The sequence below is a fragment of the Mesorhizobium australafricanum genome (assembly GCF_033977265.1).
GTDB lineage: Bacteria > Pseudomonadota > Alphaproteobacteria > Rhizobiales > Rhizobiaceae > Mesorhizobium > Mesorhizobium australafricanum.
In genome coordinates, this window is the sequence record NZ_JAVIIT010000012.1 from 57,277 (window position 1) to 82,074 (window position 24,798).

22 protein-coding genes are annotated in these 24,798 nt (G+C 64.6%); 10 read left to right on the forward strand and 12 right to left on the reverse strand.

All coding sequences use genetic code 11. The features are described 5' to 3' along the window. Window positions 1-29: 29 nt before the first annotated feature. Entirely contained in the window at window positions 30-3,113 is a 3,084-nt protein-coding gene (locus RFM98_RS21910) for an efflux RND transporter permease subunit (RefSeq protein WP_320310788.1), read from the reverse strand. Beyond that, window positions 3,110-4,414 carry an efflux RND transporter periplasmic adaptor subunit gene (locus RFM98_RS21915; RefSeq protein ID WP_320310789.1) on the reverse strand — a complete coding sequence of 435 codons (1,305 nt, stop codon included), beginning with the start codon at window positions 4,412-4,414 and terminating at the stop codon, window positions 3,110-3,112. The genes RFM98_RS21910 and RFM98_RS21915 overlap by 4 nt, the downstream gene beginning before the upstream one ends. A 147-nt stretch (window positions 4,415-4,561) precedes the next feature. Here RFM98_RS21915 and RFM98_RS21920 point away from each other — a divergent pair, with 147 nt between their 5' ends. Continuing rightward, window positions 4,562-5,095 carry a TetR/AcrR family transcriptional regulator gene (locus RFM98_RS21920; RefSeq protein WP_320310790.1) on the forward strand — a complete coding sequence of 178 codons (534 nt, stop codon included), beginning with the start codon at window positions 4,562-4,564 and terminating at the stop codon, window positions 5,093-5,095. Window positions 5,096-5,185: 90 nt separating this feature from the next. After that, window positions 5,186-6,796 (forward strand): inorganic phosphate transporter, encoded by a 1,611-nt coding sequence (locus RFM98_RS21925; RefSeq protein WP_320310791.1) that lies wholly within the window; start codon window positions 5,186-5,188, stop codon window positions 6,794-6,796. A gap of 12 nt (window positions 6,797-6,808) precedes the next feature. Here the strand turns inward: RFM98_RS21925 and RFM98_RS21930 are convergent, their stop codons facing one another. The 3 genes from RFM98_RS21930 to RFM98_RS21940 form a co-directional block, all read right to left on the reverse strand. Further along, window positions 6,809-7,690 (reverse strand): DUF8737 domain-containing protein, encoded by an 882-nt coding sequence (locus tag RFM98_RS21930; protein ID WP_320310792.1) that lies wholly within the window; start codon window positions 7,688-7,690, stop codon window positions 6,809-6,811. A 187-nt stretch (window positions 7,691-7,877) separates the two neighbouring features. Continuing rightward, window positions 7,878-9,038 (reverse strand): patatin-like phospholipase family protein, encoded by a 1,161-nt coding sequence (locus RFM98_RS21935; RefSeq protein ID WP_320310793.1) that lies wholly within the window; start codon window positions 9,036-9,038, stop codon window positions 7,878-7,880. Beyond that, window positions 9,031-9,819, reverse strand: a complete 789-nt coding sequence (locus RFM98_RS21940) for an acetoacetate decarboxylase (RefSeq protein ID WP_320310794.1) — start codon at window positions 9,817-9,819, stop codon at window positions 9,031-9,033. Before RFM98_RS21940 ends, RFM98_RS21935 begins: the two co-directional genes overlap by 8 nt. 246 nt (window positions 9,820-10,065) lie before the next feature. Here RFM98_RS21940 and RFM98_RS21945 point away from each other — a divergent pair, with 246 nt between their 5' ends. The 3 genes from RFM98_RS21945 (at window position 10,066) to chrA (ending at window position 13,339) form a co-directional block, all read left to right on the forward strand. Continuing rightward, on the forward strand, window positions 10,066-10,854 hold the full coding sequence (locus RFM98_RS21945) for a 3-hydroxybutyrate dehydrogenase (RefSeq protein WP_320310795.1): 789 nt from the start codon (window positions 10,066-10,068) through the stop codon (window positions 10,852-10,854). Between the two features lie 281 nt (window positions 10,855-11,135). Next, window positions 11,136-11,954, forward strand: coding sequence for a chromate resistance protein ChrB domain-containing protein (locus tag RFM98_RS21950; protein WP_320310796.1), 819 nt, complete (start codon window positions 11,136-11,138; stop codon window positions 11,952-11,954). Then, window positions 11,951-13,339 (forward strand): chromate efflux transporter, encoded by a 1,389-nt coding sequence (chrA, locus tag RFM98_RS21955; RefSeq protein WP_320310797.1) that lies wholly within the window; start codon window positions 11,951-11,953, stop codon window positions 13,337-13,339. The genes RFM98_RS21950 and chrA overlap by 4 nt, the downstream gene beginning before the upstream one ends. 18 nt (window positions 13,340-13,357) lie before the next feature. Here the strand turns inward: chrA and RFM98_RS21960 are convergent, their stop codons facing one another. Continuing rightward, window positions 13,358-13,774 (reverse strand): hypothetical protein, encoded by a 417-nt coding sequence (locus RFM98_RS21960; RefSeq protein WP_320310798.1) that lies wholly within the window; start codon window positions 13,772-13,774, stop codon window positions 13,358-13,360. A gap of 76 nt (window positions 13,775-13,850) precedes the next feature. Between RFM98_RS21960 and RFM98_RS21965 the strand changes: the two genes are divergently transcribed. Both RFM98_RS21965 and RFM98_RS21970 read left to right on the forward strand, forming a co-directional pair. After that, a complete protein-coding gene (locus RFM98_RS21965) occupies window positions 13,851-14,390 on the forward strand; it encodes a sigma-70 family RNA polymerase sigma factor (protein ID WP_320214973.1) in 540 nt (179 codons plus the stop codon). Beyond that, entirely contained in the window at window positions 14,377-15,297 is a 921-nt protein-coding gene (locus RFM98_RS21970) for an anti-sigma factor (protein WP_320310799.1), read from the forward strand. Before RFM98_RS21965 ends, RFM98_RS21970 begins: the two co-directional genes overlap by 14 nt. A gap of 14 nt (window positions 15,298-15,311) precedes the next feature. On the opposite strand, the gene RFM98_RS21975 is transcribed toward RFM98_RS21970, so the two are convergent. The 6 genes from RFM98_RS21975 to RFM98_RS22000 all read right to left on the reverse strand — a co-directional run bounded on the left by RFM98_RS21975 (window position 15,312) and on the right by RFM98_RS22000 (window position 21,467). Beyond that, on the reverse strand, window positions 15,312-16,040 hold the full coding sequence (locus tag RFM98_RS21975; RefSeq protein WP_320310800.1) for an SDR family oxidoreductase: 729 nt from the start codon (window positions 16,038-16,040) through the stop codon (window positions 15,312-15,314). A gap of 33 nt (window positions 16,041-16,073) precedes the next feature. Beyond that, window positions 16,074-17,180: an ABC transporter ATP-binding protein gene (locus RFM98_RS21980; RefSeq protein WP_320310801.1), complete on the reverse strand. Its 1,107-nt coding sequence runs from the start codon at window positions 17,178-17,180 to the stop codon at window positions 16,074-16,076. Window positions 17,181-17,183: 3 nt separating this feature from the next. Next, complete coding sequence (locus RFM98_RS21985) at window positions 17,184-18,020, reverse strand: carbohydrate ABC transporter permease (protein ID WP_320310802.1); 837 nt, start codon at window positions 18,018-18,020, stop codon at window positions 17,184-17,186. Continuing rightward, window positions 18,017-18,958: a carbohydrate ABC transporter permease gene (locus RFM98_RS21990; protein ID WP_320310803.1), complete on the reverse strand. Its 942-nt coding sequence runs from the start codon at window positions 18,956-18,958 to the stop codon at window positions 18,017-18,019. The genes RFM98_RS21985 and RFM98_RS21990 overlap by 4 nt, the downstream gene beginning before the upstream one ends. A gap of 83 nt (window positions 18,959-19,041) precedes the next feature. Beyond that, window positions 19,042-20,328, reverse strand: coding sequence for an ABC transporter substrate-binding protein (locus tag RFM98_RS21995; protein ID WP_320214980.1), 1,287 nt, complete (start codon window positions 20,326-20,328; stop codon window positions 19,042-19,044). A gap of 122 nt (window positions 20,329-20,450) precedes the next feature. After that, a complete protein-coding gene (locus tag RFM98_RS22000; RefSeq protein WP_320310804.1) occupies window positions 20,451-21,467 on the reverse strand; it encodes a hypothetical protein in 1,017 nt (338 codons plus the stop codon). A gap of 380 nt (window positions 21,468-21,847) precedes the next feature. On the opposite strand from RFM98_RS22000, the gene RFM98_RS22005 reads away from it, so the two are divergent. From RFM98_RS22005 to RFM98_RS22015, 3 genes are read left to right on the forward strand one after another with little or no spacing between them, the layout of a single operon-like run. Beyond that, window positions 21,848-23,116, forward strand: a complete 1,269-nt coding sequence (locus tag RFM98_RS22005) for an ADP-dependent glucokinase/phosphofructokinase (RefSeq protein WP_320310805.1) — start codon at window positions 21,848-21,850, stop codon at window positions 23,114-23,116. A 12-nt stretch (window positions 23,117-23,128) separates the two neighbouring features. Then, window positions 23,129-23,902 carry an SDR family NAD(P)-dependent oxidoreductase gene (locus RFM98_RS22010; protein WP_320310806.1) on the forward strand — a complete coding sequence of 258 codons (774 nt, stop codon included), beginning with the start codon at window positions 23,129-23,131 and terminating at the stop codon, window positions 23,900-23,902. A gap of 49 nt (window positions 23,903-23,951) precedes the next feature. Next, window positions 23,952-24,797, forward strand: a complete 846-nt coding sequence (locus tag RFM98_RS22015) for a DeoR/GlpR family DNA-binding transcription regulator (RefSeq protein ID WP_320310807.1) — start codon at window positions 23,952-23,954, stop codon at window positions 24,795-24,797. Window position 24,798 lies beyond the last annotated feature (1 nt).

Sequence of the window (24,798 nt, forward strand, 5' to 3'; positions counted from 1 at the left end):
CTCTTTTGTTTTTCAGCTCTCGATGCCGGTCAGCTCGGCAGCGCCGGCATCAGCGTCGGATCGGGCTTCTCGGCAAGGTGCGGCAGATCCTTGCTGGCGATGAAGGTGTAGAACATCGGCACGACGAAGAGCGTGAACATGGTGCCGACCAGGATGCCGGTGAAGATGACCAGGCCCATCGAGTAGCGCGCGGCGGCACCCGCGCCGCTGGAGACGATCAGCGGCACGACGCCGAGCGCCATGGCCGCCGTCGTCATCAGGATCGGCCGCAGGCGCACCTTGGCCGAAGCGATGATGGCGTCGCGCCGGCGCATGCCATGCATCTCGCGCTGCTGGTTGGCGAACTCCACCAGCAGAATGCCGTGCTTGGTGATCAGGCCGATCAGCGTGATCAGGCCGACCTGGGTGTAGATGTTGAGCGTTCCCAGGCCGATGTTGAGCGGCACGATCGCGCCAAAGATCGACAGCGGCACCGCCATCATGATGATCAGCGGGTCGCGGAAGCTCTCGAACTGGGCTGCCAGCACCAGATAGATCACGATCACTGCGGCTGCGAAGGCGATCAGGATGGTATTGCCCTGTTCCTTCTCCTGCCGCGACTGGCCGGAATAGTCGATGAAGAAGGTGTCGGGCAGCGTCTCCTTGGCAAGGTTCTCCAGCACCTGCAAGCCATCGCCGGTGGTCACGCCAGGCAGAGGCAAGGCCGAGATCGTCGAGGAGTTCAGCTGGTTGAACTGCTCGATGGCAGCCGGCGAGGCATTGGTCGAAATCTTCACCACCGCCGACAGCGGCACCATCTTGCCGTCGACGCTGCGAACGAAATACTCGCCGAGCTTCTCGGGATTGTCGCGGAACTCCTGCGGCACCTGCGGGATGATGTCGTAGCTGTTGGAATCACGGTCGAACTGTGCCACCTCGGCGCCACCGACCAGCAGCGTCAACGTATTGCCGATATCGGCAATCGGCAGGTTCAACGCCGCCGCGCGCTCGCGGTCGATGGTGACGGTCACCTGCGGCGCATCGTAGGCCATCGAGTTCTGCACGACGATGAAGCGGCCCGAGGACTGCGCCTTGCTCTTGATCTTTTCCGCCTGTTCGAAGACCTCCGAGGGGCCGCCGGTGGAGCGCACGACCATGGAAATCGGCAAGCCGCCGCCGGAACCGGGCAGCGTCGGCGGCGCAAAGACAAAGGCCTCGACGCCCGCCACCTTGGCGAGGCGGCCCTGGATGTCGGCCTGAAGCTCCTTCGAGCTGCGCTTGCGCTCAGCCCAGTCCTTGAAGGCGAAACCGACGAAGGCGCCGTTGGTCGCGCCGCCGAAGGCGACGGCCGAGAACTGGGCCCTGGTCTCCGGGATATCCCTCACCAGGCCGAGCATCTGGTTGACGTAGGTCTCGGTGTAGTCCGATGTCGCGTAGCGCGGCGCGGTCACGATCGAGAGCAGGAAGCCCTGATCTTCTTCCGGCGCCAGCTCGGACGAGGTCTTGGTGAACATGAAGCCGGTAAGCGCAACAAGCGCCACGACGATGATCAGCGTCACGGGCCGGTTTCTCAGCGAAGCGGTGACCGCGCGCTCGTAGACATGCTCGACGCGGCCGAAGATGCCATCGACGATGCGCTGGAAGCGGCTGTGCGCGCCGGCCTTCAGGAGGCGCGCCGACATCATTGGCGTGATGGTCACCGCGATCAAGCCGGACAGCACCACGGAGCCGGCAAGCGTGACCGCGAATTCGCGGAACAGCGCGCCCGTCAGGCCGCCGGTGAAGGCAAGCGGCGCGAACACCGCGGCCAGTGTGATGGTCATGGCGACGATGGCCGAGAAGATCTCGCGCATGCCGTTGAAGGCCGCCTGCATCGGCGACATGTGGTCTTCTTCCATGTGGCGGTGGATGTTTTCCACCACCACGATGGCGTCGTCGACGACGAGGCCGATCGCCAGCACCATGGCGAGCAGCGACAGAAGGTTGATCGAGTAGCCGACCGCAAACAGGATGAAGCAGACGCCGATCAGCGACAGCGGGATGGTCACGATGGGCATCATGACCGAGCGGAACGAGCCGAGGAACAGAAGGATGACCACGATGACGATGGCGACCGCCTCGCCGATGGTCTTGAACACTTCCTCGATCGAGGCGCTGATCTGCCCGGTGGCGTCGTAGACGACCTCGATCGTCATGCCTTTCGGCAGCGTCTCCTGAATCACCGGCACGAGCTTGGTGACCGCCGCAGCCGTCGTCAACGGGTTGGCCGCGGGCGTCGGGAATATGGCGAGGAAGGTTCCCGGCTTGCCGTTGAAGCTCACCCTGGTGTCGGTGCTGGCCGCGCCAAGCTCCACGTGCGCCACGTCGCGCAGGCGCACCACCTGGCCATCCGTCGAGCGTATCGGCAGTTGAGCGAAGGCCTCGGGTGTCTGCAACGTCGAATGCACGGCGATCGAGGAGACCACATACTCGTTCTGGGTGTTGCCGGGCGCCGACAGGAAGTTCGAGTTGTTGATCGCGGTCAGCACATCGGTGGCCGTGGCGCCACGGGCGGCGAGCCGGATCGGGTCGATCCAGACGCGCATGGAATATTCCTGGGCGCCGAAGACCTGAACGTCGGCGACGCCTTCCACGGTCGAGATGCGCGGACGAATGACGCGCTCGATATACTCGGTGAGCTGCTCCTTCGTCATGTTCGGATTCTGCATCGAGATATACATCATCGCGAACTGCTGGCCGGTGCCCTTGACGATCACCGGGTCCTTGGAGGCATCCGGCAAGGTCCCGCGCACGCCCTGAACCTTGGACAGCACTTCGGCGAGCGCGACGTCCGGATTGGAGCCGAGCTTCATTTGCACCGTCACCGTGCTCGACGACGGACGGCTCGACGAGGTCACGTAGTCGATGTTTTCGGTGGAGGCGACGGCGCGTGCGATCGGCGCCGATATGAAGCCCTGGATCAGATCGGCGCTGGCGCCCGGATAGGCTGTGGTGACGGTGATCGCGGTCTCGTCAACCTTGGGATACTGGCGGATCGACAGGTTGAAGATGCCCTGGAATCCCAGGAGCAGGATCATGCAGGCCAGCACTGTCGAAAGGACAGGCCGGCGAATGAAGAGGTCGGAGAAGCTCATTGCTGGACCTGCTTGTTCGCCGATTTGCTGGGGTCGATGGTATTGTCGACGGCGACCGACATGCCGTTGAAGAGCCGGTTCTGGCCGGCAGTGACGACCTGGTCGCCATCCTTCAGGCCCTCGGTGATCTCGACCATGCCGTTGTTGCGGCGGCCGAGCTTCACGAACACCTGCGAAATGACGAGCGCCGGCTGTTGCGCGGCATCGGCCGGCTTGGCGCCATCGGCGTTCGGCTTGGCGCTGTCGGCCGGCTTCATCGCGTTGTCAGCGGGCTTGGTCGCGTCGGTCGCGGGTTTGGCAGCATCGGCCTGCGGCTTGGCGGCATCGCCGGCGGGCTTTTGGTCTTCAGGCTTTGCCGGCGCAGCAGCGGCACCCTCGGCAGGCTTTGCCGGCTCGACGACGAAAGCATAATCGCCGTAGAGGCTCGTCGTCACCGCCGTCTGCGGCACGGAGATGACATTGTTTTCGCGCGGCAGCTCGACGCGGATCTGCACGAACTGGCCCGGGGTCAGCTTGCCTTCCGGATTGGCGACCTCGCCACGGATCGAAACCAGCCGGCTTGCCGGGTCGATCTTGGGGTCGATGCCGCGAATGGAGCCGGCAAAGGACATGTCGGCCGGATTGCTGCCAAGCTTCACGGTCTGGCCGATCTTCAGCAGCGGCAGCTGTTGTTCGGGAATGGTGAAGTCGACCCGCATCGTGTCCAGATCCTGGATCGTCACCACCGAGTTGCCTGGGGCCAGGTACTGGCCGACGTCGATCTTCGGAATACCCACCGTGCCGCCGAAGGGCGCGGACAATTGCTTCTGGTCAAGCACGGCCTGCATCTTGTTCACCTGCGCGGCGGAGGCATCCGCCGCGGCGCGCGCGGCGTCAAGCGTTGCGTCGGTGCCAACACCACGCCGTTGCAGCTCGATCGCGCGGGTCAGCGCCGCCTGGTCCGAGGCGGCCTGCGCCTTCTGCGCCACCAGATCGGCTTTCTCGACCGCGTCGTCCAACTGCAAGAGCACGGCGTCGGCGGCAACTTTCTGGTTGGCGTGGAAGAGGATGTCCTTGACGATGCCGCTCGTTTCGACGGTAAGGTCGACGCCGCGCACGGCATTGACGGTGCCGATGGCCTCGACGCCGGGCGTCCACTCCGAAGGCTTGACGGTCACTGTCGAAACCGTGGCGGCCGGCGGCTTCATGGTGGCGAAATACTGCTTGATGCCGGCATCGCGCATGAAGTTGAAGCCAACGATGCCGACGCACACCAGGACGAGCAGCAGCAAGAAACCGACGATGATGAAAAAACGTTTCACGGACAGTCCCCTCGAGCCGGCAACCGGCAAAACAATCGATGCCGGGACACATATCGACGATAGGTCCCGATTTCAAATGGCGGGCGCCTTACTGTACCGGCTGGACGGTCTTGTCAATTCCGCCTAGGCTAATGTAGGGGAGGCGCGATGAGAGTACGCAGGGCAAACTCACGCGAGAAGATACTTGCCGCGGCCGCCGACGTGGCGCGCGAGGCGGGCCCGGGAAGCCTGTCGCTCGAGGCGGTCGCCAGCCGCGCCGGCGTGTCGAAAGGCGGCCTGCTCTACAACTTCCCCACCAAGGCCAAGCTCATGCAGGGGCTTGTCGAGAGCTATCTCAGCGACTTCCAGAAGGCGCTGGAAGCACGCGCCGCCGAAGCCGGCCACGAAAGCGTGCTCTCGGCCTATATCAAACTATCGGCCGACGACTGTGAGCAACCCAAACCCTCGGCTTCCTGGATGTTCTCGGCGATCGCCGAGGATCCCGAGTTCCTGACGCCGATAAAAGCGTTCAAACGACAGCTGTTCGAACGGCTGAAGGAGGAGACGGACGACCTCGGCTCGCTGCTGGTTTGCTTTCTCGCCATCGAGGGGATGCGCAGCATGAATCTCTTTGATTCAGACGTGCTGTCGCAGGACGAGCGCGAGTTGCTGGTCGCCTCGCTTCTCAAGATAGCCGGGTAGTCACCAACGGTTAAGAGCGTCACACCAGCTTCATCCTGGAGACATAGCGTTCCACGCGGTTCTTTGCTGCAATGCAAAAGGAGTGGGACAATGGTGGACGTCGTTTCCAGTGAGGCGGGGATCCCGAGACCGGATCATCCGCTGGAACAATCGGGCGGTGCCAAATGGTTCCTGCCGGCTTTCGGCGTGCTGGTGCTCGTCGGCATCATCTATGTCGGCTACGCGCTCAGCCAGGACCTGGCTGTCGCCAAGACGGTGCCCTGGATCCTGCTCGGCATCGCGCTTTTGATTGCGCTGGGCTTCGAATTCGTCAACGGCTTCCACGACACCGCCAACGCGGTCGCCACCGTCATCTACACGCGTTCCCTGCCGGCCGAGTTCGCCGTCATGTGGTCGGGCGTCTTCAACTTCCTCGGCGTGCTGACCTCCAGCGGCGCGGTGGCCTTCGGCATCCTGTCGCTGCTGCCGGTCGAGCTTATCCTTCAGGTCGGCTCGTCATCCGGCTTCGCCATGGTGTTCGCGCTGCTGGTCGCCGCAATCCTGTGGAACCTGGGCACCTGGTTCCTCGGCCTGCCGGCTTCGAGCTCGCACACGATGGTCGGTTCGATCATCGGCGTCGGTCTTGCCAACCAGTTCATGGCTCCGGCCGGCAGCGCCACCAGCGGCGTCGATTGGGGGCAGGCGACCAATGTCGGCACCACCTTGCTGGTCTCGCCGATCGTCGGTTTCTTCGCCGCCGCCATCCTGCTCTATGCGATGAAGCTCCTGGTGCGCAACCCGGCGCTCTACGAAGCGCCGAAGGGCAACACGCCGCCGCCATGGTGGATCCGCGCGCTGCTCATCTTCACCTGCACCGGCGTCAGCTTCGCGCATGGCTCCAATGACGGCCAGAAGGGCATGGGCCTGATCATGCTGATCCTGATCGGCGTGGTGCCGACCGCCTATGCGCTCAACCGCACGCCCGATATCAACTATCTCGAAGCCTACAAGTCGGCCTCGGTCGCCGTCGAGCAGGCGCTCGGCAAGTATGTCAAGCCGGGCGTTACGGTCGCCGATGCCAATGCCGCCAAGGCAGCGGTGCAGGATGCCGTGCGCAGCAAGACCTGGAACGACCAGACGACCGTCGCGCTGCAGACCTATATCCACAACACCACCGCCGAGCTGCAGCCCTACGCCTCCGTCGACAAGGTGCCGACCGATCTGGTCAGCAACGCGCGTAACGACATCTACCTGATCGGCGAGGCGCTGAAACTGATCGACAAGAAGAAGCTCCTGCCGATGCAGGATGCCGACCTCAAGGCGGTCACCGACTATCACAAGGCGGTCGACAACGCGACGAAGTTCATCCCGCTGTGGGTGAAGATCGCCGTGGCGCTGGCGCTCGGGCTCGGCACCATGGTCGGCTGGAAGCGCATCGTCGTCACTGTCGGCGAGAAGATCGGCAAGAGCCACCTGACCTATGGCCAGGGCGCCGCCGCCGAGCTGGTCGCGATGATCACCATCGGCATGGCGGATCGCCTCGGCCTGCCGGTGTCGACCACCCACGTGCTGTCGTCGGGCGTCGCCGGCACCATGGCGGCCAACGGCTCCGGCCTGCAATGGTCGACCGTGCGCAACCTTTTGCTTGCCTGGGTGCTGACGCTGCCCTGCTCGATCGCGCTGGCCTTCGTGCTGTTCGTGATCTTCCGCCAGGTTTTCTGAGCGGGAAGACCCTCAAAGAAACGGCGCGGCTCGCGGCGCCGTTTCTGTCTGCGGCCGCGCAGCCTCCGCCCGGCTGCGGCGGCGCAACTGGCGCAGCGACAACATGTGCAGCAGGATCGAGCTTGGCACCACGAAAGCAGGGGTCAGCACACCCGGATAGGCGCCGGCGCCGATGCTCTGCACATCCGGAACGATCAGTTGCAACGGGCCGGGCGAGGTGATCACGCCCATGGTAATAGCGACCGCGAAATCGGCAAGGCCGAGGATGTTCCAGAGCGTTGCCGCTCTTCGGCCCTCGACTGTGCCGGTCGCCACTGCTAACGCCGCGGGCAACGCCAACAGCCCAGTCAGCACATCGCCAATGCCTGCGGGCACTGCGAAGGCGCCTGGCAGGGCGCTATGCAGCCAGGCCGCGAGAGCCCAGCCGCCGAATATGCGGTAGAGCTGAAGCGCGACAAGCCAGCTTGCCGGCATCGCATCGAGCACCTGCCCGATCCGCTTCGAGAACAGCAGCGGCGGCGCGCCAATGATCACCGGCAGGAAGATCGCCGATGGCAACCCTGGTAAGGACGAGGTGTCCGTGTGGAAGACACCATTGATCGCGGCGCTCCAGGCGATGGCGAGCCAGAGCGTATCCGGGATCATGACCGCCAGCCAGGTCACGCTGCGTTGATCTGGCGTCAGACTCGTCTGTTCGAGACCGAGCCACAATCCCAGCGCGATAAGCCCGTGGGCAGCGAGCTGGTGAGCCGTGGTCGGAACGCCGCTGGCCTGGATCGCCGGCAAGGCGAAGATCAGCAGTAGCCAGAGCGCCGTGAGCGGCGCAAGCCAAAGCAGGCCGCGCCATGCGTCACCAGATGAAACGATAGCAGGGCGAACGGCTTCGGTGGTCACCGGCGGTACTCCATTGAGGCCAGCGCTTTTGCGCCGCTGTCTGGATGTACGCCTGCTTTACGCGAGCGGCTATTCGAGACAATGTTGATAGGCTATTAAGTATAGCTTCACAGTCAGGCGAGCGTTTCTAAGCCCCGCAGCGCAATTCTCGCTGCCTTTCTTGCTCCGCCTGTACTGGACGCAAGTATCAAGTCGGGTCTTCGCGATGCAGGTCGTGGATGGCGACGCCCTCGACATTGGTGGGCAGCATCAGCCACTTTTTGTGGCGCAGCGTGCGCTCGGTGTCCTCCAGGCCCATCTCCCAGTGATCGCGCATTGAGGTGCCCGAGAACTCGTAGTCCTTGGCGTGGCCTTCATAGCCCTTGTGCTGGTAGATCAAGTGGACGATGTTGACGACGCCGGCGTTGGAGTAGTCGGCGATCAGTTCCTTCTCGCCGTCCTTGAGCTGTTCCGGCGGCACACGCTTCAGCGCATCGAGAAGCTTCATCTTCAAGGCATGGATGCGCTCGAAATTGTCGGTGTTCTGGCGCGTGCGGCTCGAATACATGATGTCCTTGTGGCGCGACAGGACATCGGCCATGCCGCGCGGCAGCACGCCACGGGCGCTGAACAGGTCGACCTGGAACACCAGTGAGGAGCGATCCTCTTCCTGGTCGAGCAGATATTGCAGCGGCGTGTTGGAGACGATGCCGCCATCCCAGTAATACTCGCCCTCGATGCGGATCGATGGGAAGGCCGGCGGCAGAGCGCCGCTCGCCATGATGTGCTCCGGCTCGATGCGTACTTTGTCGGTGTCGAAATAGACGAAATTGCCGGTCCGGACATTGACCGCGCCGACGCTCAGCCGCTTCTTGCCGTTGTTCAGCACGTCGAAGTCGATCAGGCTCTCCAGCGTGTCCTTGAGCTCGGCGGTGTCGTAGAAGCTGGTGGCGCCTTCCGCCCCCGTGAGCTGGAACCAGGGGTTGGGACTGCGCGGCTTGAAGAAGCCGGGCTGGCCCATGGCCATGGTCATCCATGACGAGGTCTGGTTGCGGATATCGCGATAGATGTCGCCTTCGGGCGTATAGGCCCAGATCTTGCGGCCCGAGATCGTCTGCCAGAACTGCTCCAGCCGCTGCAGGCGGCGGCTCGGCTCGTTGCCGGCGATGATCGAGGCGTTGATGGCGCCGATCGAGACGCCGGAAAGCCAGGTCGGTTCGCAGCCGGCATCGGCAAGCGCCTGGTAGACGCCGGCCTGATAGGCGCCGAGCGCGCCGCCGCCCTGGAAGACCAGCGCGACACGGTCATATTGCGCGGTGATTTCCTGGATCGTGGCGGCGGCCGTCTTGTTGCGGGTGCGCTCAAGCACTGACTTTCTCCAGCTCGTTCGCGCCGGCAGCGGACTGGCCGCGGTCGGCGAGGTAATCATGCACGACTTCGCCGAGACCCAGCGTCAGATCGGCGGTGAAGTGGACGGCCGAGACGATGTCGAGCACAGGCAGCTTGGCGACGTCGGCCATGACATGCGGCCGCAGGTCGAGCGCGGCGGGCGCCGTCCAGGCTTCCTTCAACGTGATGTCGGTGAGGTAGTAGCGGACCAGCTCGCAGATGCGCGGGCTGCCGTCGACATGCGGGATGATCTTGATCAGGAAATTGGGCGCGGCGAGCGAGGCCAGCACCTGGTCGTGATCGGCTTCGCGGTGCTTGTAGCCCATTGTGCCGGTGGCGCACAGAACGCTGCCATAGTGCAGCGTGCCGACCACCACTTCGCCTTCATGCACGATCTTGGGGCTGGCGAGCTTCTTTGGGAACCCCCAGAGCTCGCGGCCCCCGGCGATCGGCGCGTCGTCGTCGAGATACATGGAATGCACGTAGCCGCCGTGCTGGCCCTTGTAGCGCACCGGGATGACCTGGCCGGTCTCGGTGTAGTCGCCGAAGCCGGTCGAGTCCGGCATGCGGATGAACTCATACTTGACCAGTGGCTCGTCGATCTCCAGCGGCGCGGGCAGGACCGCCTCAAGTGCTTCGCGCGTGGTGCGGTAGGTGATGATGATGTATTCGCGGTCGAAGAAACGATAAGGGCCGGGCGGGAAGGACGGGTTGGTGAGCGGCATGGCATAGGCGCGCTTCACGACATCGGCGATTTCCATGGCTGGTGCCCCAACGGGTTCGAGATGACCCCGCGCGAATGCGCTGGCAAATATGTTGCACGGCAGCATGACAATGCCGTGTCACCGCCAGGACGGTGCTTCCTGCAGCCGGCAAACGCGGCCGCGGACTTGTAATAGCGCCGACATATGGGTGTGGCATTGTGATGCTGCAGCGCACAAATCATGTGCCTTCCCGGCTGTCTGTCTTCATACTCTTCCCTTCAGTCCTCCTGTCGCGAGATCTCCATGGGTTCCCTGTCTTCGAAGAATGCGCTCGTCACCGGCTCGACCAGCGGCATCGGCCTGGCAATCGCCCGCGCCTTTGCCGCCGAGGGCGCCAACGTCACCATCAACGGTCTGGGCGATGCCGCGGCGATCGAGCAGGAGCGCGCCGGCATCGAGAAGGATTTCGGCGTGAAGTGCCGTTACTCGGACGCCAACATGATGGACGGCGCCGCCGTCGCCGCCATGATCCACGAGGCCGAGGAAGCGTTCGGCAGCCTCGACATCCTGGTCAACAATGCCGGCATCCAGCACGTCGCGCCGATCGAGGAATTTCCCGACGACAAATGGGAAGCCATCATCCGCATCAATTTGCTTGCCGCCTTCTATGCCATCAAGGCGGTGGTGCCTGGCATGAAGAGCCGCAAATGGGGCCGCATCATCAACACCGCCTCGGCGCATGCGCTGGTCGCCTCGCCGTTCAAGTCGGCCTATGTCTCGGCCAAGCACGGCATTGCCGGCCTGACCAAGACGGTGGCGCTGGAAGTGGCTCAAGAAGGCATCACCGTCAACGCGATCGCGCCCGGCTATGTCTGGACGCCGCTGGTCGAGAAGCAGATACCCGACACGATGAAGGCGCGCGGCATGACGGAAGAGCAGGTCAAGCACGACGTGCTGCTGGCGGCGCAGCCGACCAAGGAGTTCGTCACAGTCGAGGAACTGGCGGCACTTGCGCTGTTCCTGTGCACCGACGCGGCCAAGCAGATCACCGGCACGACCCTGCCGATGGATGGCGGCTGGACCGCGCAGTAAGGCAACGGCGGTTCCAGGGAAAGGGTGGCGCGGAGCTCCCGTCTTCCTAATGCATCGCCCAGAAGTGTGCAGCGGTTCTGGGACAACGACATGCATCAAAACAAAGACTTAAAGCGCGTCGCCTGGATCCGGTTCAGCGCGACGCGCTTTAGGCAATTTGAATTCTTGACAATCGCAGGGGAGCGTTCCAGCATCCTCGCCAAGGGGTTCCCCGCGACGACCCCGTGAGGCGTCAGCCCAACGATCGCGTCCAAACTCTCTTTGTTCTGGAGGTGGACGCCATGCCGTCAACAACCGCAATTACCGTTCCGCAGCTTTCCCGCCTCGTCGGTCTGCCCGACGCGCCTTGCCTGGTCGATGTGCGCATCGATGAGGATTATGAAGCCGATCCGCGCCTGTTGCCGGCGTCATGCCGGCGCGATTTCAGGACTGTCTCGGTGTGGGCGGCGGAATTTTCCGGACGCAAAGTCGTCGTGATCTGCCAGAGGGGGCAGAAGCTGTCGCAAGGCGTTGCCGCATGGCTGCGCCATGAAGGCATTCCGGCGGAGTCGCTGGAAGGCGGCTTCGAGGCCTGGGCCGCCGCCAGGGCGCCGTTGGTCGCGGCCGGCGCGATCCCGCCCCGCGACGAGAACGGCCGCACCGTATGGGTCACGCGCTCCCGGCCGAAGGTCGACCGCATTGCCTGCCCCTGGCTGATCCGCCGCTTCGTCGATCCCGATGCGGTGTTCCTGTTCGTCGATCCGGCCGAGGTGCCTCTGGTGGCCGATCGCTTCGCCGCGGTTCCCTTCGACATCGAAGGCGTGTTCTGGAGCCATCGTGGCGATCGCTGCAGCTTCGACACGATGATCGAGGAATTCGGCCTGCGCGTCGATGCGCTTGATCGCCTGGCGCTGATCGTGCGCGCAGCCGATACGGCGCGCCTCGACCTTGCTCCGCAGGCGGCCGGGTTCCTCGCCGCCTCGCTCGGCCTGTCGCGCATGTTCCGCGACGATCTCGAGCAGCTCGAAGCCGGCATGCTGCTCTACGACGCCTTCTTCCGCTGGTGCCGCGACGCGGCGGAAGAGACGCACAACTGGCCCGTCGGAGGCAAGGCGCAATGACGGCGCTCGCCAAAGACGGCGCCGCGCGGCCGGTCGAGACCCCGGCCGTGCCGAGCTTTCGCGAAGCGACGCGGCTGTGGGCCAAGATCGGCCTGCTGTCCTTCGGCGGGCCGGCGGGACAGATCGCGCTGATGCACAAGGAGCTGGTCGAGGAGCGCCGCTGGATCGGCGAGGAGCGCTTCCTGCATGCGCTCAACTACTGCATGCTTCTGCCTGGGCCAGAGGCGCAGCAGCTTGCCATCTATGTAGGCTGGCTATTGCACCGGACGGCTGGCGGCCTCGTCGCCGGCATCCTGTTCGTGCTGCCCGGCGCGTTGGTCATGCTGGGCTTGAGCAGCTTCTACATGCTCTACAATGACGCTCCGGTCGTCGAGGCGCTGTTCTTCGGCGTCAAGGCGGCGGTGCTTGCCGTCGTCGTCGAGGCTGTCATTCGCATCGGCAAGCGGGCGCTGAAGAACCGTGCCATGGTCGCGATCGCGGTGGCGGCCTTTCTCGCCATCTATGTCGCCAGGCTGCCGTTCCCGCTGATCGTGCTTGCGGCGGGTTTCACTGGCTGGATCGGCAATCGTTTTGCACCAGGGCTGTTTTCCGGCTCGGCGCACGGCAAGGGCAGCGCCGCCGCCGACAGAATCGCCGTGGTCGACCTGATGTTCGAGCGCGGCGAGCTTGGCCACACGGTGCCGAGGCGATGGCATGCGGTCCGAACCATCGCCATCTGGCTGCCGCTCTGGCTCGGACCGGTGGCTCTGGTCGCCGCGCTGGCAGGGCCGGGCAGCGTGTGGGCGCAGATCGGCGGCTTCTTCAGCCTGATGGCCGTCGTCACCTTCGGCGGCGCCTATGCGGTTCTGGCCTATGTCGCGCAGGCGGCGGTGACCTCGTTCGGCTGGCTTTCGCCCGGAGAAATGGTCGACGGGCTCGGGCTTGCGGAAACGACGCCCGGGCCGCTGATCCTGGTGCTGCAATTCGTCGGCTTCACTGCCGCCTATCGCCATGCAGGGGCGATCAGCCCGTTGCTTGCCGGATCGCTCGGGTCGGTGCTGACGCTCTGGGCCACCTTCGCGCCGTGCTTCTTCTGGATCTTCCTCGGCGCGCCCTACATCGAGCAATTGCGCCGGAACAAGGCACTGTCGGCGGCGCTCGGCGCGATCACCGCGGCGGTGGTCGGCGTGATCATGAACCTTGCGCTGTGGTTCGCGCTGCATGTCGTCTTCGGCAAGGTCGAGAGCGTCGGCTGGGGCGTGGAGGCGCCAGTTCTGTCCTCGCTCGACTGGCGCGCCGCGCTGCTGTCGGCGGCGGCGATGGTCGCCATGTTCAGGCTGAAACTCGGCATGCTGCCGACGCTGGCAGGATCGGCGCTGGCGGGGCTTGCATTGCTGGCGCTGTGAGGCGGCTGAACAAACCGATCACATCGGCGTGAACGAAAAAAGCCGGCCGCCGGGAATAAACGGCTCAGTCCGCTGGTCTTCAGGGCGTGCGCCATTTGTGCGCAACAGCAGGAGGCCATCATGAAGCGGCAGGAAGATAAAGGCGCGAGGGCCGAAGAAAGCGAAGGTATCAGCCGCTGTCGTCCTTTGGAGCGTTGGAGCTGGGCGCATCCGTTCTGGGCGATACCGCCCCGTCGCCGGCTCTGATCCGTGCCGATCGCAACCATCGAGATCCACGGTCATGACGGCGACGTCCAGCATCTCATTGCAGCCAGCGATGCGCCGTCCTCTTCCGAGGCGCCGTTCTCTTTCAATACGCTTGACTCCGGTGACACCAATGCCTTTTCCTCCCCCAAAGCAGGCGCCGTCGCATGCAGCCGCGATCTTCACCCGCATGAGCACGGACAGTTCCGCGTCACCCGCCGGGGGTTGCCGCAAGCCCCTGGCGGGAGCGCCTGACGGTGGAAAGGTGTTGAGCGAAAAGATACTGGCCGCGCGTTTTGCCGAAGTGGTGCTGCCGCATCTCGGCGATGCGCTGTCGCTCGCCCGCTGGCTGACCGGCAATCAAGCCGATGCCGAGGATGTGGTGCAGGAGGCCTGCCTCAAGGCGCATGCCGGCATTGCCGGCTTTGCCGGCGGCAACGCCCGCGCCTGGCTGCTCACCATCGTGCGCAACGCCTCCTACACGTGGATGGCGCGCAACCGTCCGCGCAGCGTGGTGGCCGTCGGCGACCTCGCCGATCTCGACGACGTCTCGCCGCCGCCCGACAACGATGCCGACAGTCCTGAGGCGGCGCTGATCGCCAAGGCGAATTCGGCGGCGGTGGAAGCGGCGATCGCAAGGCTGCCGCAAGCCTTCCGCGAAACGCTGGTGCTGCGCGACATCAACGGTCTCAGCTACCGCGAGATCGCCGCCATGCTCGGTGTGCCGCAAGGCACGGTGATGTCGCGGCTGGCACGGGCCCGCGGCCTCTTGATGACGGAACTTGGAGGGCGCCATGAGCCCGCATGAAAATCGCCCGCGTGAGGATGGATTGCCGGAAGACCCGCAGGATATGAAGCTGATGATCCACGCTCTTGTCGATGGCGAGCTCGATGCCGCGGCTGCCCTGGCGGTCGAGCGCCGCATGGCCGCCGATCCGGACCTTGCCGCCGAACATGCTCGCCTCGTGGCGCTGCGCGGCGCTGTCGCCAACGTGCCGCGCCCGACCGTCAGCGACGATTTCCTGGCGCGTATCGCGGCCATCGCCGAAGTCAAAGGCGCCGAGCAGGCTGAGCTTGTCCAACCCGCAGCCGCGAAGGCGGCGCCGCAGCCTTCCGTGCAGCCGCAAGGCCAAGTCATTGCGATGCGGCCGCGCGCGGCACGCTGGTTCAACTCCTTCGACTGGCGCCAGATGGCGGCCTCGATCGCGCTGACCGCGTTTCTCGCCAGCGGCGCGACGCAATGGCTGATGGTGGACAACACGCCCGACAGTTTCGCGGTCGCCGTCGCCAACGGCCATCGCCGCAGCCTGCTCGCGGCGACGCCGGTCGACATCGTCTCGTCCGACCGGCATACGGTGAAGCCATGGCTCGACGGCCGCATCGGCGTCTCGCCGGCGGCGCCGGACATGGCCAAGGACGGCTATGCGCTGCTTGGCGGACGTGTCGAGGTGATCGGCGACAGGCCGATGCCGGCGCTGGTCTACCGCCATCACGAGCACCTGATCACGCTGGTGGCCGCACCCCGGCAGAACGAGGCCAAATCGGTGCCGGTGGCGGACGATCTGTCGGCGGGCGGGTTCCTTCTGGTCCATTGGACCGACGACGCCTTCTCCTACTGGGCGATCTCGGATGCCGAACGCCCGGCGCTCGACGATTTCGTCGCCCGCTTCCGGGCAGCGATCATCGCCAATCCGGCGACCGGCAGCCCGGGCTAGCGGTCACTCAGGCATCACCGGCAGGTGTAGCCGCCATCGATCGGCAGGTGGATGCCGGTGATCATCGAGGCGGCGTCGCTGAGCAGGAAGACGATCGGGCCGGCGACTTCGTCTTCGGTTGCCCATCGGCCGAGCGGCATCTGTTTCAGGAAGGGCTCGGCGACATGCGGCTGGCTCCAGTGGCCGGACGAGATCGGCGTCATCACCACGGTCGGGTTCACGCTGTTGACGCGGATGTTGTATTTGCCGAGTTCCAGCGCCGAGCAGCGGGTGATGTTTTCGAGCGCCGCCTTGGACGAGCCGTAGGAAATATGCCCGTCGAGCGCGACAAGCGCCGCCTGGCTGGAGACGTTGACGATCGCGCCGCCCTTGCCGATCGCCACCATCTGGCGCGTCGCGTATTTGGTGACCAGCAGCGCGCCGCGCGCATTGATGGTAATGACCTTGTCGAAGATGGCGATGTCGGTGTCCATCGGGGTCGCTATCTCGCCTCCGAAGCCGCCGCAATTGACCACGCCCCAGAGGTCGAGGCCCTCGAGCGCATCGCGGATCTCGTCCTCGGAAGCGAGGTCGAAAGCGACCGTATGGCAGCCCGTCTCCCTGGCGATGGCATCGAGCGCCGCCTGCGAGCGTCCGGCCGCGATCACATTAGCGTTGGCTCGCACCAGATGCCGTACGGTGGCGCCGCCGATGCCGCCGCTGCCGCCCGTCACCAGAATGTTCCGTCCCTGAAAATCCGTCATGGCTCCCTCTCTGCGATGTCTTTCGGGTCCGTGTCAGGCGGACTCGGTGGCAGCCGCCACATCGGAAATTCTCTGGCCGGCCTTGTTGAAGAGGTGGCAGGCGTTGGGCGGCAAGGAGATCGCGAGGCGATCGCCCGCGCGCACGATCCGGCCGCGGCTGTCGCGGATGACCAGGCTTTCGCCATGCTGGCCCGCGTGGACGAAAGTGTCGCTGCCGAGCAACTCGACCATCGCAGCCTGCACGACAAAGCTGTCGGAGCGCCGTTCGTCGGCAAGCACGACATGTTCGGGGCGGATGCCGAGGGTGACCGCATCGCCGGGCTCGACGCGTTGCGCGATCGGAATTCTCAGCGTCGGCCCCATCGAAAGCGCGATTGTCGCGACGACGTCGCGGACGGCCTCGACCTTGCCGTTCAGAAAATTCATCGCCGGCGAGCCGATGAAGCCCGCGACGAACAGGTTTGCCGGCCGGTGATAGAGGTCGAGCGGCGCGCCGACCTGTTCTATGCGGCCGCCATTCATGACGACGATGCGGTCGGCCAGCGTCATCGCCTCGACCTGGTCATGCGTGACATAGACCATGGTGGAGGCGAGCTCGGCCTTCAGCCGCGCGATCTCGACGCGCATGCCGACGCGGAGCGCTGCATCGAGGTTGGAGAGCGGCTCGTCGAGCAGGAACAGCTTCGGCTTGCGCGTCATGGCGCGGCCGATCGCGACGCGCTGGCGCTGGCCGCCGGAAAGCTCGCGTGGCTTGCGCTTGAGATAGGAGCCGAGGCGCAATTTCTCGGCGGCGCGGCCGACGCGCTCGGCGATCTCGGAAACCGGTGTGCGAGCGATCTTGAGGCCGAAGCCGATATTGCGGCCGACATCCATATGCGGATAGAGCGCGTAGGACTGGAACACCATGGCGACGCCCCGTTCCGGTGGCTCGGCGTCGCTCATGTCGACGCCGTCGACCAGGATGCGGCCGGAGCTGATCGGCTCCAGCCCGGCGATGATCCGAAGCAGCGTGGACTTGCCGCAACCTGATGGTCCGACCAGGACGCAGAACTCGCCGTCCTCGATAGTCAGCGACAGCTCGGGGATGACGGTGGTGTGGCCGAATGCCTTGGTGATCTTGTCGATGCTCAGTGTGGCCATGGCCTAACCTTTCACCGCGCCGGCTAGCAGGCCACGCACGAAGGCGCGCTGCACCAGCACATAAAGCAGGATCAAGGGGAGCGCGATCAGCGTCAGGATCGCGAAGAGCGCGCCCGGGTTGGCCATATAGAGGCCGGAGTACTGCATCGGCACGATGGTCAGCGTCTTCATCTCGCTCTTGGTCAGCACGATGAGGGCGAGGAAGAACTCGTTCCAGGTGACGATGAACTGCCAGATGGTGACGAAGACGAGCGCCGGCCGCACCAGCGGCAGGGCCACATGCCAATAGGTCTGCCATGCGTTGCAGCCGTCGACCCTCGCCGCCTCGAAGAGCTCGCGCGGCGCATCCTCCATGAAAGCCTTGAGGATGACCATGGCGAAAGGCACGCCGAGCGCGGCATAGGGCAGGATGAGGCCGATATAAGTGTTCACCCAGCCGAAGGTCTTGAGCAGGATCGCCAAGGGCAGGACCATGGAGGCGAGAGGTACCATCAGCGTGGTGAGAAGCGTCGTGTAGAGCAGCATCGAGCCCTTCAGCCTGAGAATCGCGCAGGCGAAGGCAAAGAGCGAGGAGACCGCGACGACGATCGCCACCGTGGCTACGGTGATGATCAGGCTATTGAGGAAGATGCCGCCCAGCGGATTGCCGCGGATCACGGTGACGAAATTGTCGAAGGTCACCGGCCAGGTAAATAAGGCGGCATCGAAGGCCTGCGCCGGGGTGCGCAGTCCGATCGACAGCATGTAGACTTGCGGCACCATCCAGAAGCCGAGCACGATGAAGAGCACCGCATGAATGAGCAGGCCGCGGATGCGGTTGCGGGAAAGAAACGGCGTCATGGCTGCTCCTTCCCGGCGGGCGACAGGCGGGCGCCGAGCAGCGCGATCTGGACCAGCGACAGCACCAGCGCGATGACCAGCACGATGACGGAAAGCGCAGCGCCGCTGGCGGTGTCGCCGAGCACGAAGCTCTGTTTGAAGATGAAGGTGCCGAAGACCTCGCTCGCCCGGTTCGGACCGCCGCCGGTCATCAGATGCACGATCGGGAAGGTCTGCAGCGTGCCGATGACGCCGAGCAAAAGCAGCGACTTGGTCGCCGGCGAAAGCATCGGCACGATGATGTGGACGGCAAGCCGCCAGCCCCTGGCGCCGTCGATGCGGGCGGCGTCGAGCACTTCGCTCGGCAGGTTGGCGATGCCGGCGATGTACATCAGCATCGAGAAGCCGGTCCATTGCCAGATGTTGACGATGATCAGCGCGTAGATCGCGGTCTTTGGGTCGCCGATCGGCGACGTCATCATGACGATGCCGACATGTTTCAGATATTCCTGGGCGATGCCGTAATAGGGCGCGTAGATCTGCACCCAGACCAGGCTGATGACCGAGACCGACGTCACCACCGGCAGGAAGAACATGGTGCGGAAGAAGCCACGCAGGGCATGCGTGTGGCGCTCGATGAAATAGGCGAGCAGCCCGCCGATCAGCATCTGCACGGGTATCGTGATGACGCCCCACAGCACCATGTTGCGCACCACGGTCCAGAAGGTCGGATCGCTTAGGATGGTCGTGTAGTTGGCGAAGCCGGCAAAGACGGCTCGGCCGTCCGCTGTGCCGGTGTAAAGGCTTTGGCCTGCGACCCACATGATCGGATAGGCGATGAAGACGACGAAGAGCAGGGTGGCCGGCAGGGCAAAGAGATAGAGCGTCGAGGCTCTCGATGCCGATCGCCGTTTCGCCGCCGCAGCGGCGGCTTCGGCTCGCATGGCCTGCGCGCTCATGATGCTCGCCATCTTACCTGAAAAAGGACCCGGCACTGAAAAAAGAGCCGGGCGCGTTTCCACGCCCGGCAGTTAGTCTTGGGTTATTTCGCCGCGAGCGCTTTCTCGCTCGCCGCCTGGACGGCGGCCAAGGCCGCCTCCGGCTCGGTGCTGCCGGCGGCGACGCCGGCCAACGCATTGTCGAGCGCCTCGGCGACCGCGGGCGAGGCGAAGCGCTGGTTCTCGGCCTTCGGCAGGTCGGCCATGAAGCGAGCCGACATCTGCTTGACATGGTCGGTGATGTCGCCCTTCGGCGCATTGCCGTCGAAGGCCGGCAGGTCGTTGAGGTCGTTCAGGGCTTCCTGCAGGCCGACGCCGTTGGTGAGCTCGGCAAGGAAGGTCCAGGCCTCCGGGTTCTTGCCGCCGTTCTTGGTCAGCCCATAGCCGATGTCGATGCCGCCGACCGGCGGGCTAGCGGAATTGCCGTCCTTGACCGGGGGCATATAGAAGAAATCGAAGCCCTCCATGTTCTGAACATATTCCGACAGCGGCGGCGGGAACTTGCTCTCTTGCATCCACCAGGAGCCCAGCGCCATCATACCGACCTTGCCCTGCGCGAAGAGCTGCGCGCCGGTCGGATAGGCATGGGCGCCCAGCGCGCCCTGTTGGAAAATGCCATCGTCGAAGAGGCCTTTCCAGGCCTTCATCGCGGCGACCAGCTCGGGCGCCGTCCATGGCGTCTCGCCGGCCTGCGCCTTGTCGACGATGCCGGGCGAGAACTGGTTGGCCAGCATCAGGAAGACGTTCTCGTTCTGCCAGCCGTCGGCAGCGCCCTGGAACATCGGGATATAGCCGTTCTCCGTAAGCGCCTTGGCAGCCGTCTTGAGGTCGGCATAGGTCTTAGGAACGGACAGGTTGAGCTTTTCGAAGATCTTGCGATTGTACCAGATGCAGAGCACCTGGGATTCCTGCGGGATGATGTAATAATTCTCATCGCCCTTGGGATTGCCCATCAGCATCTGCTTGCGATTGACGGGAAAAATCTTCTCCGCCCATTTGTCGCCCCACTGCTTGGCGGCGCGTTCGTTCACCGCCTCGAGGTTTTCACGATATTGCTGGGTGAGCGAGCCGGGCTGCAGGCCGATCACATCGGGCAGACTGCCCGAAGCTGCCGCGGCTTTGAGCGCGGTGATGTATTCGGGCGAATAGTTGTAATAAGTGTATTTGACCTTGATGTCTGGATGGGCCTTCTCGAAGGCGGCGATCGATTTTTCCATCGTGCTCTGGACGAACCAGGACCAGACGGTCACCTCCTTCTGCTCGGCGTTGGCGGTAGCGGAATAAAGCGCGGCGGCGAGCATCGTCGTCGCAAGAAACAGCATCTTTCTCATCATATTCCTCCCTTTTCAGTTCCCAGATGATGCGCGCCGCGAGCCTCCATCTCGCGGATAGCTGCACGCGACGGCGGCGAAGCCGCCACGCTTGGATGACGGCGAAAGCCGCCACGCTTGCGTCAGGCCGCCTTGGCGGCCGCTTCGGTCAGCACTTCTTCGGTGATCGCGCGGTCGTCGGCGAGCAGCCGGTTCGGCGTCAGCCCGAGCTTCTGCAATTCGCCGTGATAGGCCCGTACCGCCTCTTCCGGCGCGATCGTGCCGTCGGCTACGGCGCGCATCAGGACGATGAGCTGCAGCGGCGCTTCGGCGAGGTTGATCTTGCGGCCGAACAGCGCGAGGCGGGCGCCGTGACGCTCCGACTGGGCGACCAGCTCGAACGTGTCGCGCGTCGTGCCGGCGCCACCGCCGAGCACGCCGACGATCAGCTCGCTGTCGAAGCTGGCGAGCTCCTCCAATGCCCTTGGTCCGTTATAGGGGGTCTTCAGGAACAGCGGACGCTCGGCCTTCGGCACGCTCGCCAGCGACTTGATGATGTTGTCGTTGACGAATTCGCCGGTCTGCTCGCGGCTGAAGCCGAGATCGATGCTCGGATTGAAGACCTCGTAGAAATATTTAAAGCCGACCCGGGCCGCCTCGGCGCGGAATTCCGCAAAAGCGTTCAGGGCGCGGACGTCGAGATCGACATCGTTGCTGAACGAAACCGAATAGAGGGCGAGGTCGGTGCCGTGCGCGGGATAATGGGCGACGGCGCGCGCCAGATTGGTGTCGCGGAAGGGCACCGACGGGGTCTGCACATATGTGCCGTGGCGCACGGCGCCCCAGCACATCGTCTCCAGATTGCCGCGGATGGCGGGCTTCACTTCGCTGCCGAAGAAGGCGCCGCGCTCGTCGAGAAGCTCGAGATTCGACTGCGACACCAGCATGATGTCGACCACGTCCTGTTTGATGATCTCCTCGATCTGGGCAATGAATTCCTGACGGCTGCGGCGGCGCGGCGGCTTGACCGAATAGTCGAAGCCCGTGGCGGTCACGCCGGCGCCGACATCGCTGTCCTTGGCATCGGCGATAACGAAATCGGACCGCGTGTAAAGGCCGGCTCGAATGTTCGCCAATTTCCTGTCCAGTCTCGTGACCATAATCTTCCTCGGTAAAATCTGCTGTGCACCGCCGCGGGTGTCGCGATCCAAGCGTGCCTCACTATGGCGAAAATTCTCATAATCTGTCAATAGCTATCTAACTCTCTCTAATTTGGAAAGCGCTTGGTTTAGCGACATGACAATTCCCGGGCAGAAGGTCGGTGAAAAGGGGAACTTAGTGAAATATTTGATTTTGCCGCATTTTATGCCCTGAGCGAGTGCGGGTTGCATCTTCGATCGGAGTTCGAGCCGCTGTTGGCGCAGTTCGTGGGCCCTTTCACGTGACGCTCCTTTGCGATATGCGGGCAAAAATCGCGTTGACGATTTGGAAGATAATGATAGCAATTGACAAGCTGCCGGTTGAGGAGGAAAGGCGCGGCATGAGCGATATCGCCTCCGGGTCGTTCGCGGAACGCTATGCGGCTCTGACCGATCCGAAATCGGGTCCGTTGGGCAGCGGGCAGCTGTCGGCGGCGGGGCTTTTCCTGTGCGGGATCAGCGCATGCGTCGATGCGCGGGTCGAGATGAACGACATCCAGCCGCTGCTGGAAGCGCCGGCCGACACGCAAGTGGCGCGACTTGCGGCGCTGCTGCTTTCGCGCGCCGCGCGCGGCGTGGGTGGCGAGGTGCGCTTCGACTGGCCGGAAGGCCCGGCATGGCTGCGCGAGCGCCTGCGGCCGCGCTATGCACTGGGCGGAACCGGACCGCAGGCGGCGTGGGTGCTCGGGCAACTCGGCGTTCGCTCCCTGGTGGCGCTGGAAGATCGCCATGACCTGATGCTGCGGCAGATACCGCCTGGCGTTCTCCTGGCGGAAAGCGGGGCACTCAAAACCGCGGACGAAGTGCCGGCCTCCGGGCCGCATATCCCGGAGATCTTCATCTTCGAATTCACCGCCGGCCGGGCGATCGGTCCGTTGGTGCCGCCGCGCTCCTCGCGGGTCATCATCCGCTTCGGCGATCGCGGCATCCAACATGATGCCGGCTTCGAAAGCCTGTCGCGTAAACTGGCGCCGTCCGCCGCGGCCGGGCTGCTTTCCGGCCTCAACGACGAAGCGACTGACAATGTCGGCACCGCCAGTCGGCATGTCTTCGCGCTCAGCCGCGACTGGAAGGGCGCCGGCCTGCGCACCATTCATTTCGAGCTCGCCGGCTATGCCTCGCAGCAGGCGGTCGACGAGCTTCTCTCGCATGCGCGCGGGGCGATCACCTCGCTCGGCATGAGCCATTCCGAATTGCTTGCCATGAGCCCGTCCGCCCATCATCCGATGGAGGCGCTTGTCGGGCTCGGCGAACGGCTCGGCATCGAGCGCGTCTGCGTGCATGCCGATACCTGGGCGGCCGCCGCGACGCTCAACGATCCAAAGGAAGAAGAGCTGGCGCTGATGGCGGGCTGCGCCATCGCCAGCGCCAGGGCCGCGAACGGCGCGCCGGCACGGTATATATCGATCTCGCCGGCCGCCGAGTTCCATCCGCTTCCGTTCGAGGCGCCCGTGCGCAAAGGGCGCTGGACCTTCGTCGCCTGCGCGTCGCCCTATCTGGACAAGCCGGCAACGACGCTCGGCCTCGGCGACAGTTTCACTGCCGGCTGCCTGCTGATCCTGGGGCGGGCACGCCACGCCAACGCCGGCCAAGACCTCCAACACGCCTGAAGGACAATTTCGATGTTTCTCGAACGATTCCGCCTCGACGGCAAGACCGCTTTCATCACCGGCGGCGGCCGCGGTATCGGCCTGTCGACCGCCGAGGCACTGGCGGAGGCCGGCGCGAAAGTCATCATCTCCGACTTCGATCCAAAGGTGCTGGCGGCCGGGCGCGATGAGCTGAAGCAGAAGGGCTACGCGGTCGAGGCGGTTGAGCTCGACGTCACCGATTCAAAGGCGGTCGCCGCGGCCGCAAGGGTTACCAATGAGCGCCACGGCGCGGTCGACATATTGATCGCCAACGCCGGCATCGCCTGGCCCGACACGGGCGGCGAGGAGATGAGCGACGAGGTCTGGCTGAAGGTGGTGGATGTCGATCTCAACGGCGCCTACTGGTCCTGCCGCGAGTTCGCCAGACCAATGCTCGAACGCGGCCGCGGCTCGATCGTGACCCTGGGCTCGATGTCCGGGCTGATCTCCAACAAGCCGCAGCGCCAAGCCCACTACAACGCGGCCAAGGCCGCTGTCCATCACATGACACGCTCGCTCGCCGGCGAATGGGCCGCGCGCGGTGTGCGGGTCAACTGCGTGGCGCCGACCTATGTCGATACGGTGATGTCGCGCGGCGGCTTCAGCGACGACAAGCTGATGCCGGTGTGGATGGAGATGACCCCGATGCGGCGCGTCGCGCAGCCGGATGAGATTGCGGCGCCCATCCTCTTCCTCGCCTCGGACGCGGCCAGCGCCATGACCGGCGCGGTGGTGGTTGTGGATTGCGGTTATACGATTTGGTAGGGATTGCCGATTTGGCGCCGGGTCTTCCGGCGGTGAGGCGGGTTCGAACATGGACACACCCAGCAAACGCGTCGAAATGGTTCCCGCCAAGCGGCAGGCGCTCATCCTGGAGCATCTGCGTGTCAACGGCGCGGCGAGCATCCAGGAACTGGCCGACACGATCGGAGGCTCGCAGTCGACGGTGCGGCGCGACCTCGAGCACCTGGTGGAGAAAGGCTATCTCGAACGCACGCATGGCGGTGCCCATCTGCTGCAGCCGATGCGAGCCACTTTCGAGCGCGAGACTACCGTCAACGCCGAATTGCAGCACGCCGAAAAGCTCGCCATCGGCCGCGAGGCGGCCGGACGGCTCAGCGCCCGCGACAGCGTCATCTTCGACAGTTCCTCGACCGTGATGGAGGCGGTGCGCGCAGCGGCCGAACGCGACCTGCCGCTCACCGTGGTGACCAACAGCCTGGAGATCGCCGACTTCGCCGCCGGCATCAAATCCTGGCGCATCATCCTGCCCGGCGGCACCGTGCGTCCGGGCTACCGGCACCTCGCCGGCGAGCCCGGCGAGAGCTTCATCAAGACGCTGCATGCCGATCTCTGCATGACCGGCGCCTCGGCCGTCACCGGCACGCTGCTCACGGAAACGTCGCTGGAGGTGGCCTCGCTCAAGCGCGCCATGATTTCGTCGGCGCGCAAGACGATCCTGCTCGTCGACTCTTCGAAATTCACCGCCCCCGGCTTCTGCACGCTTTCGGACATTTCGGAGATCGATGAAGTGATCACCGACGAAGGCGTCTCGCAGGATGCGCTGTCGTCGCTCCACGCCGCGGAGCGGAAGGTGACGGTGGTGCGCGTGGGACTGGCGGGAGCGCATCGCCCCCTCGGCAGCCTTCGACCGCTGTGAA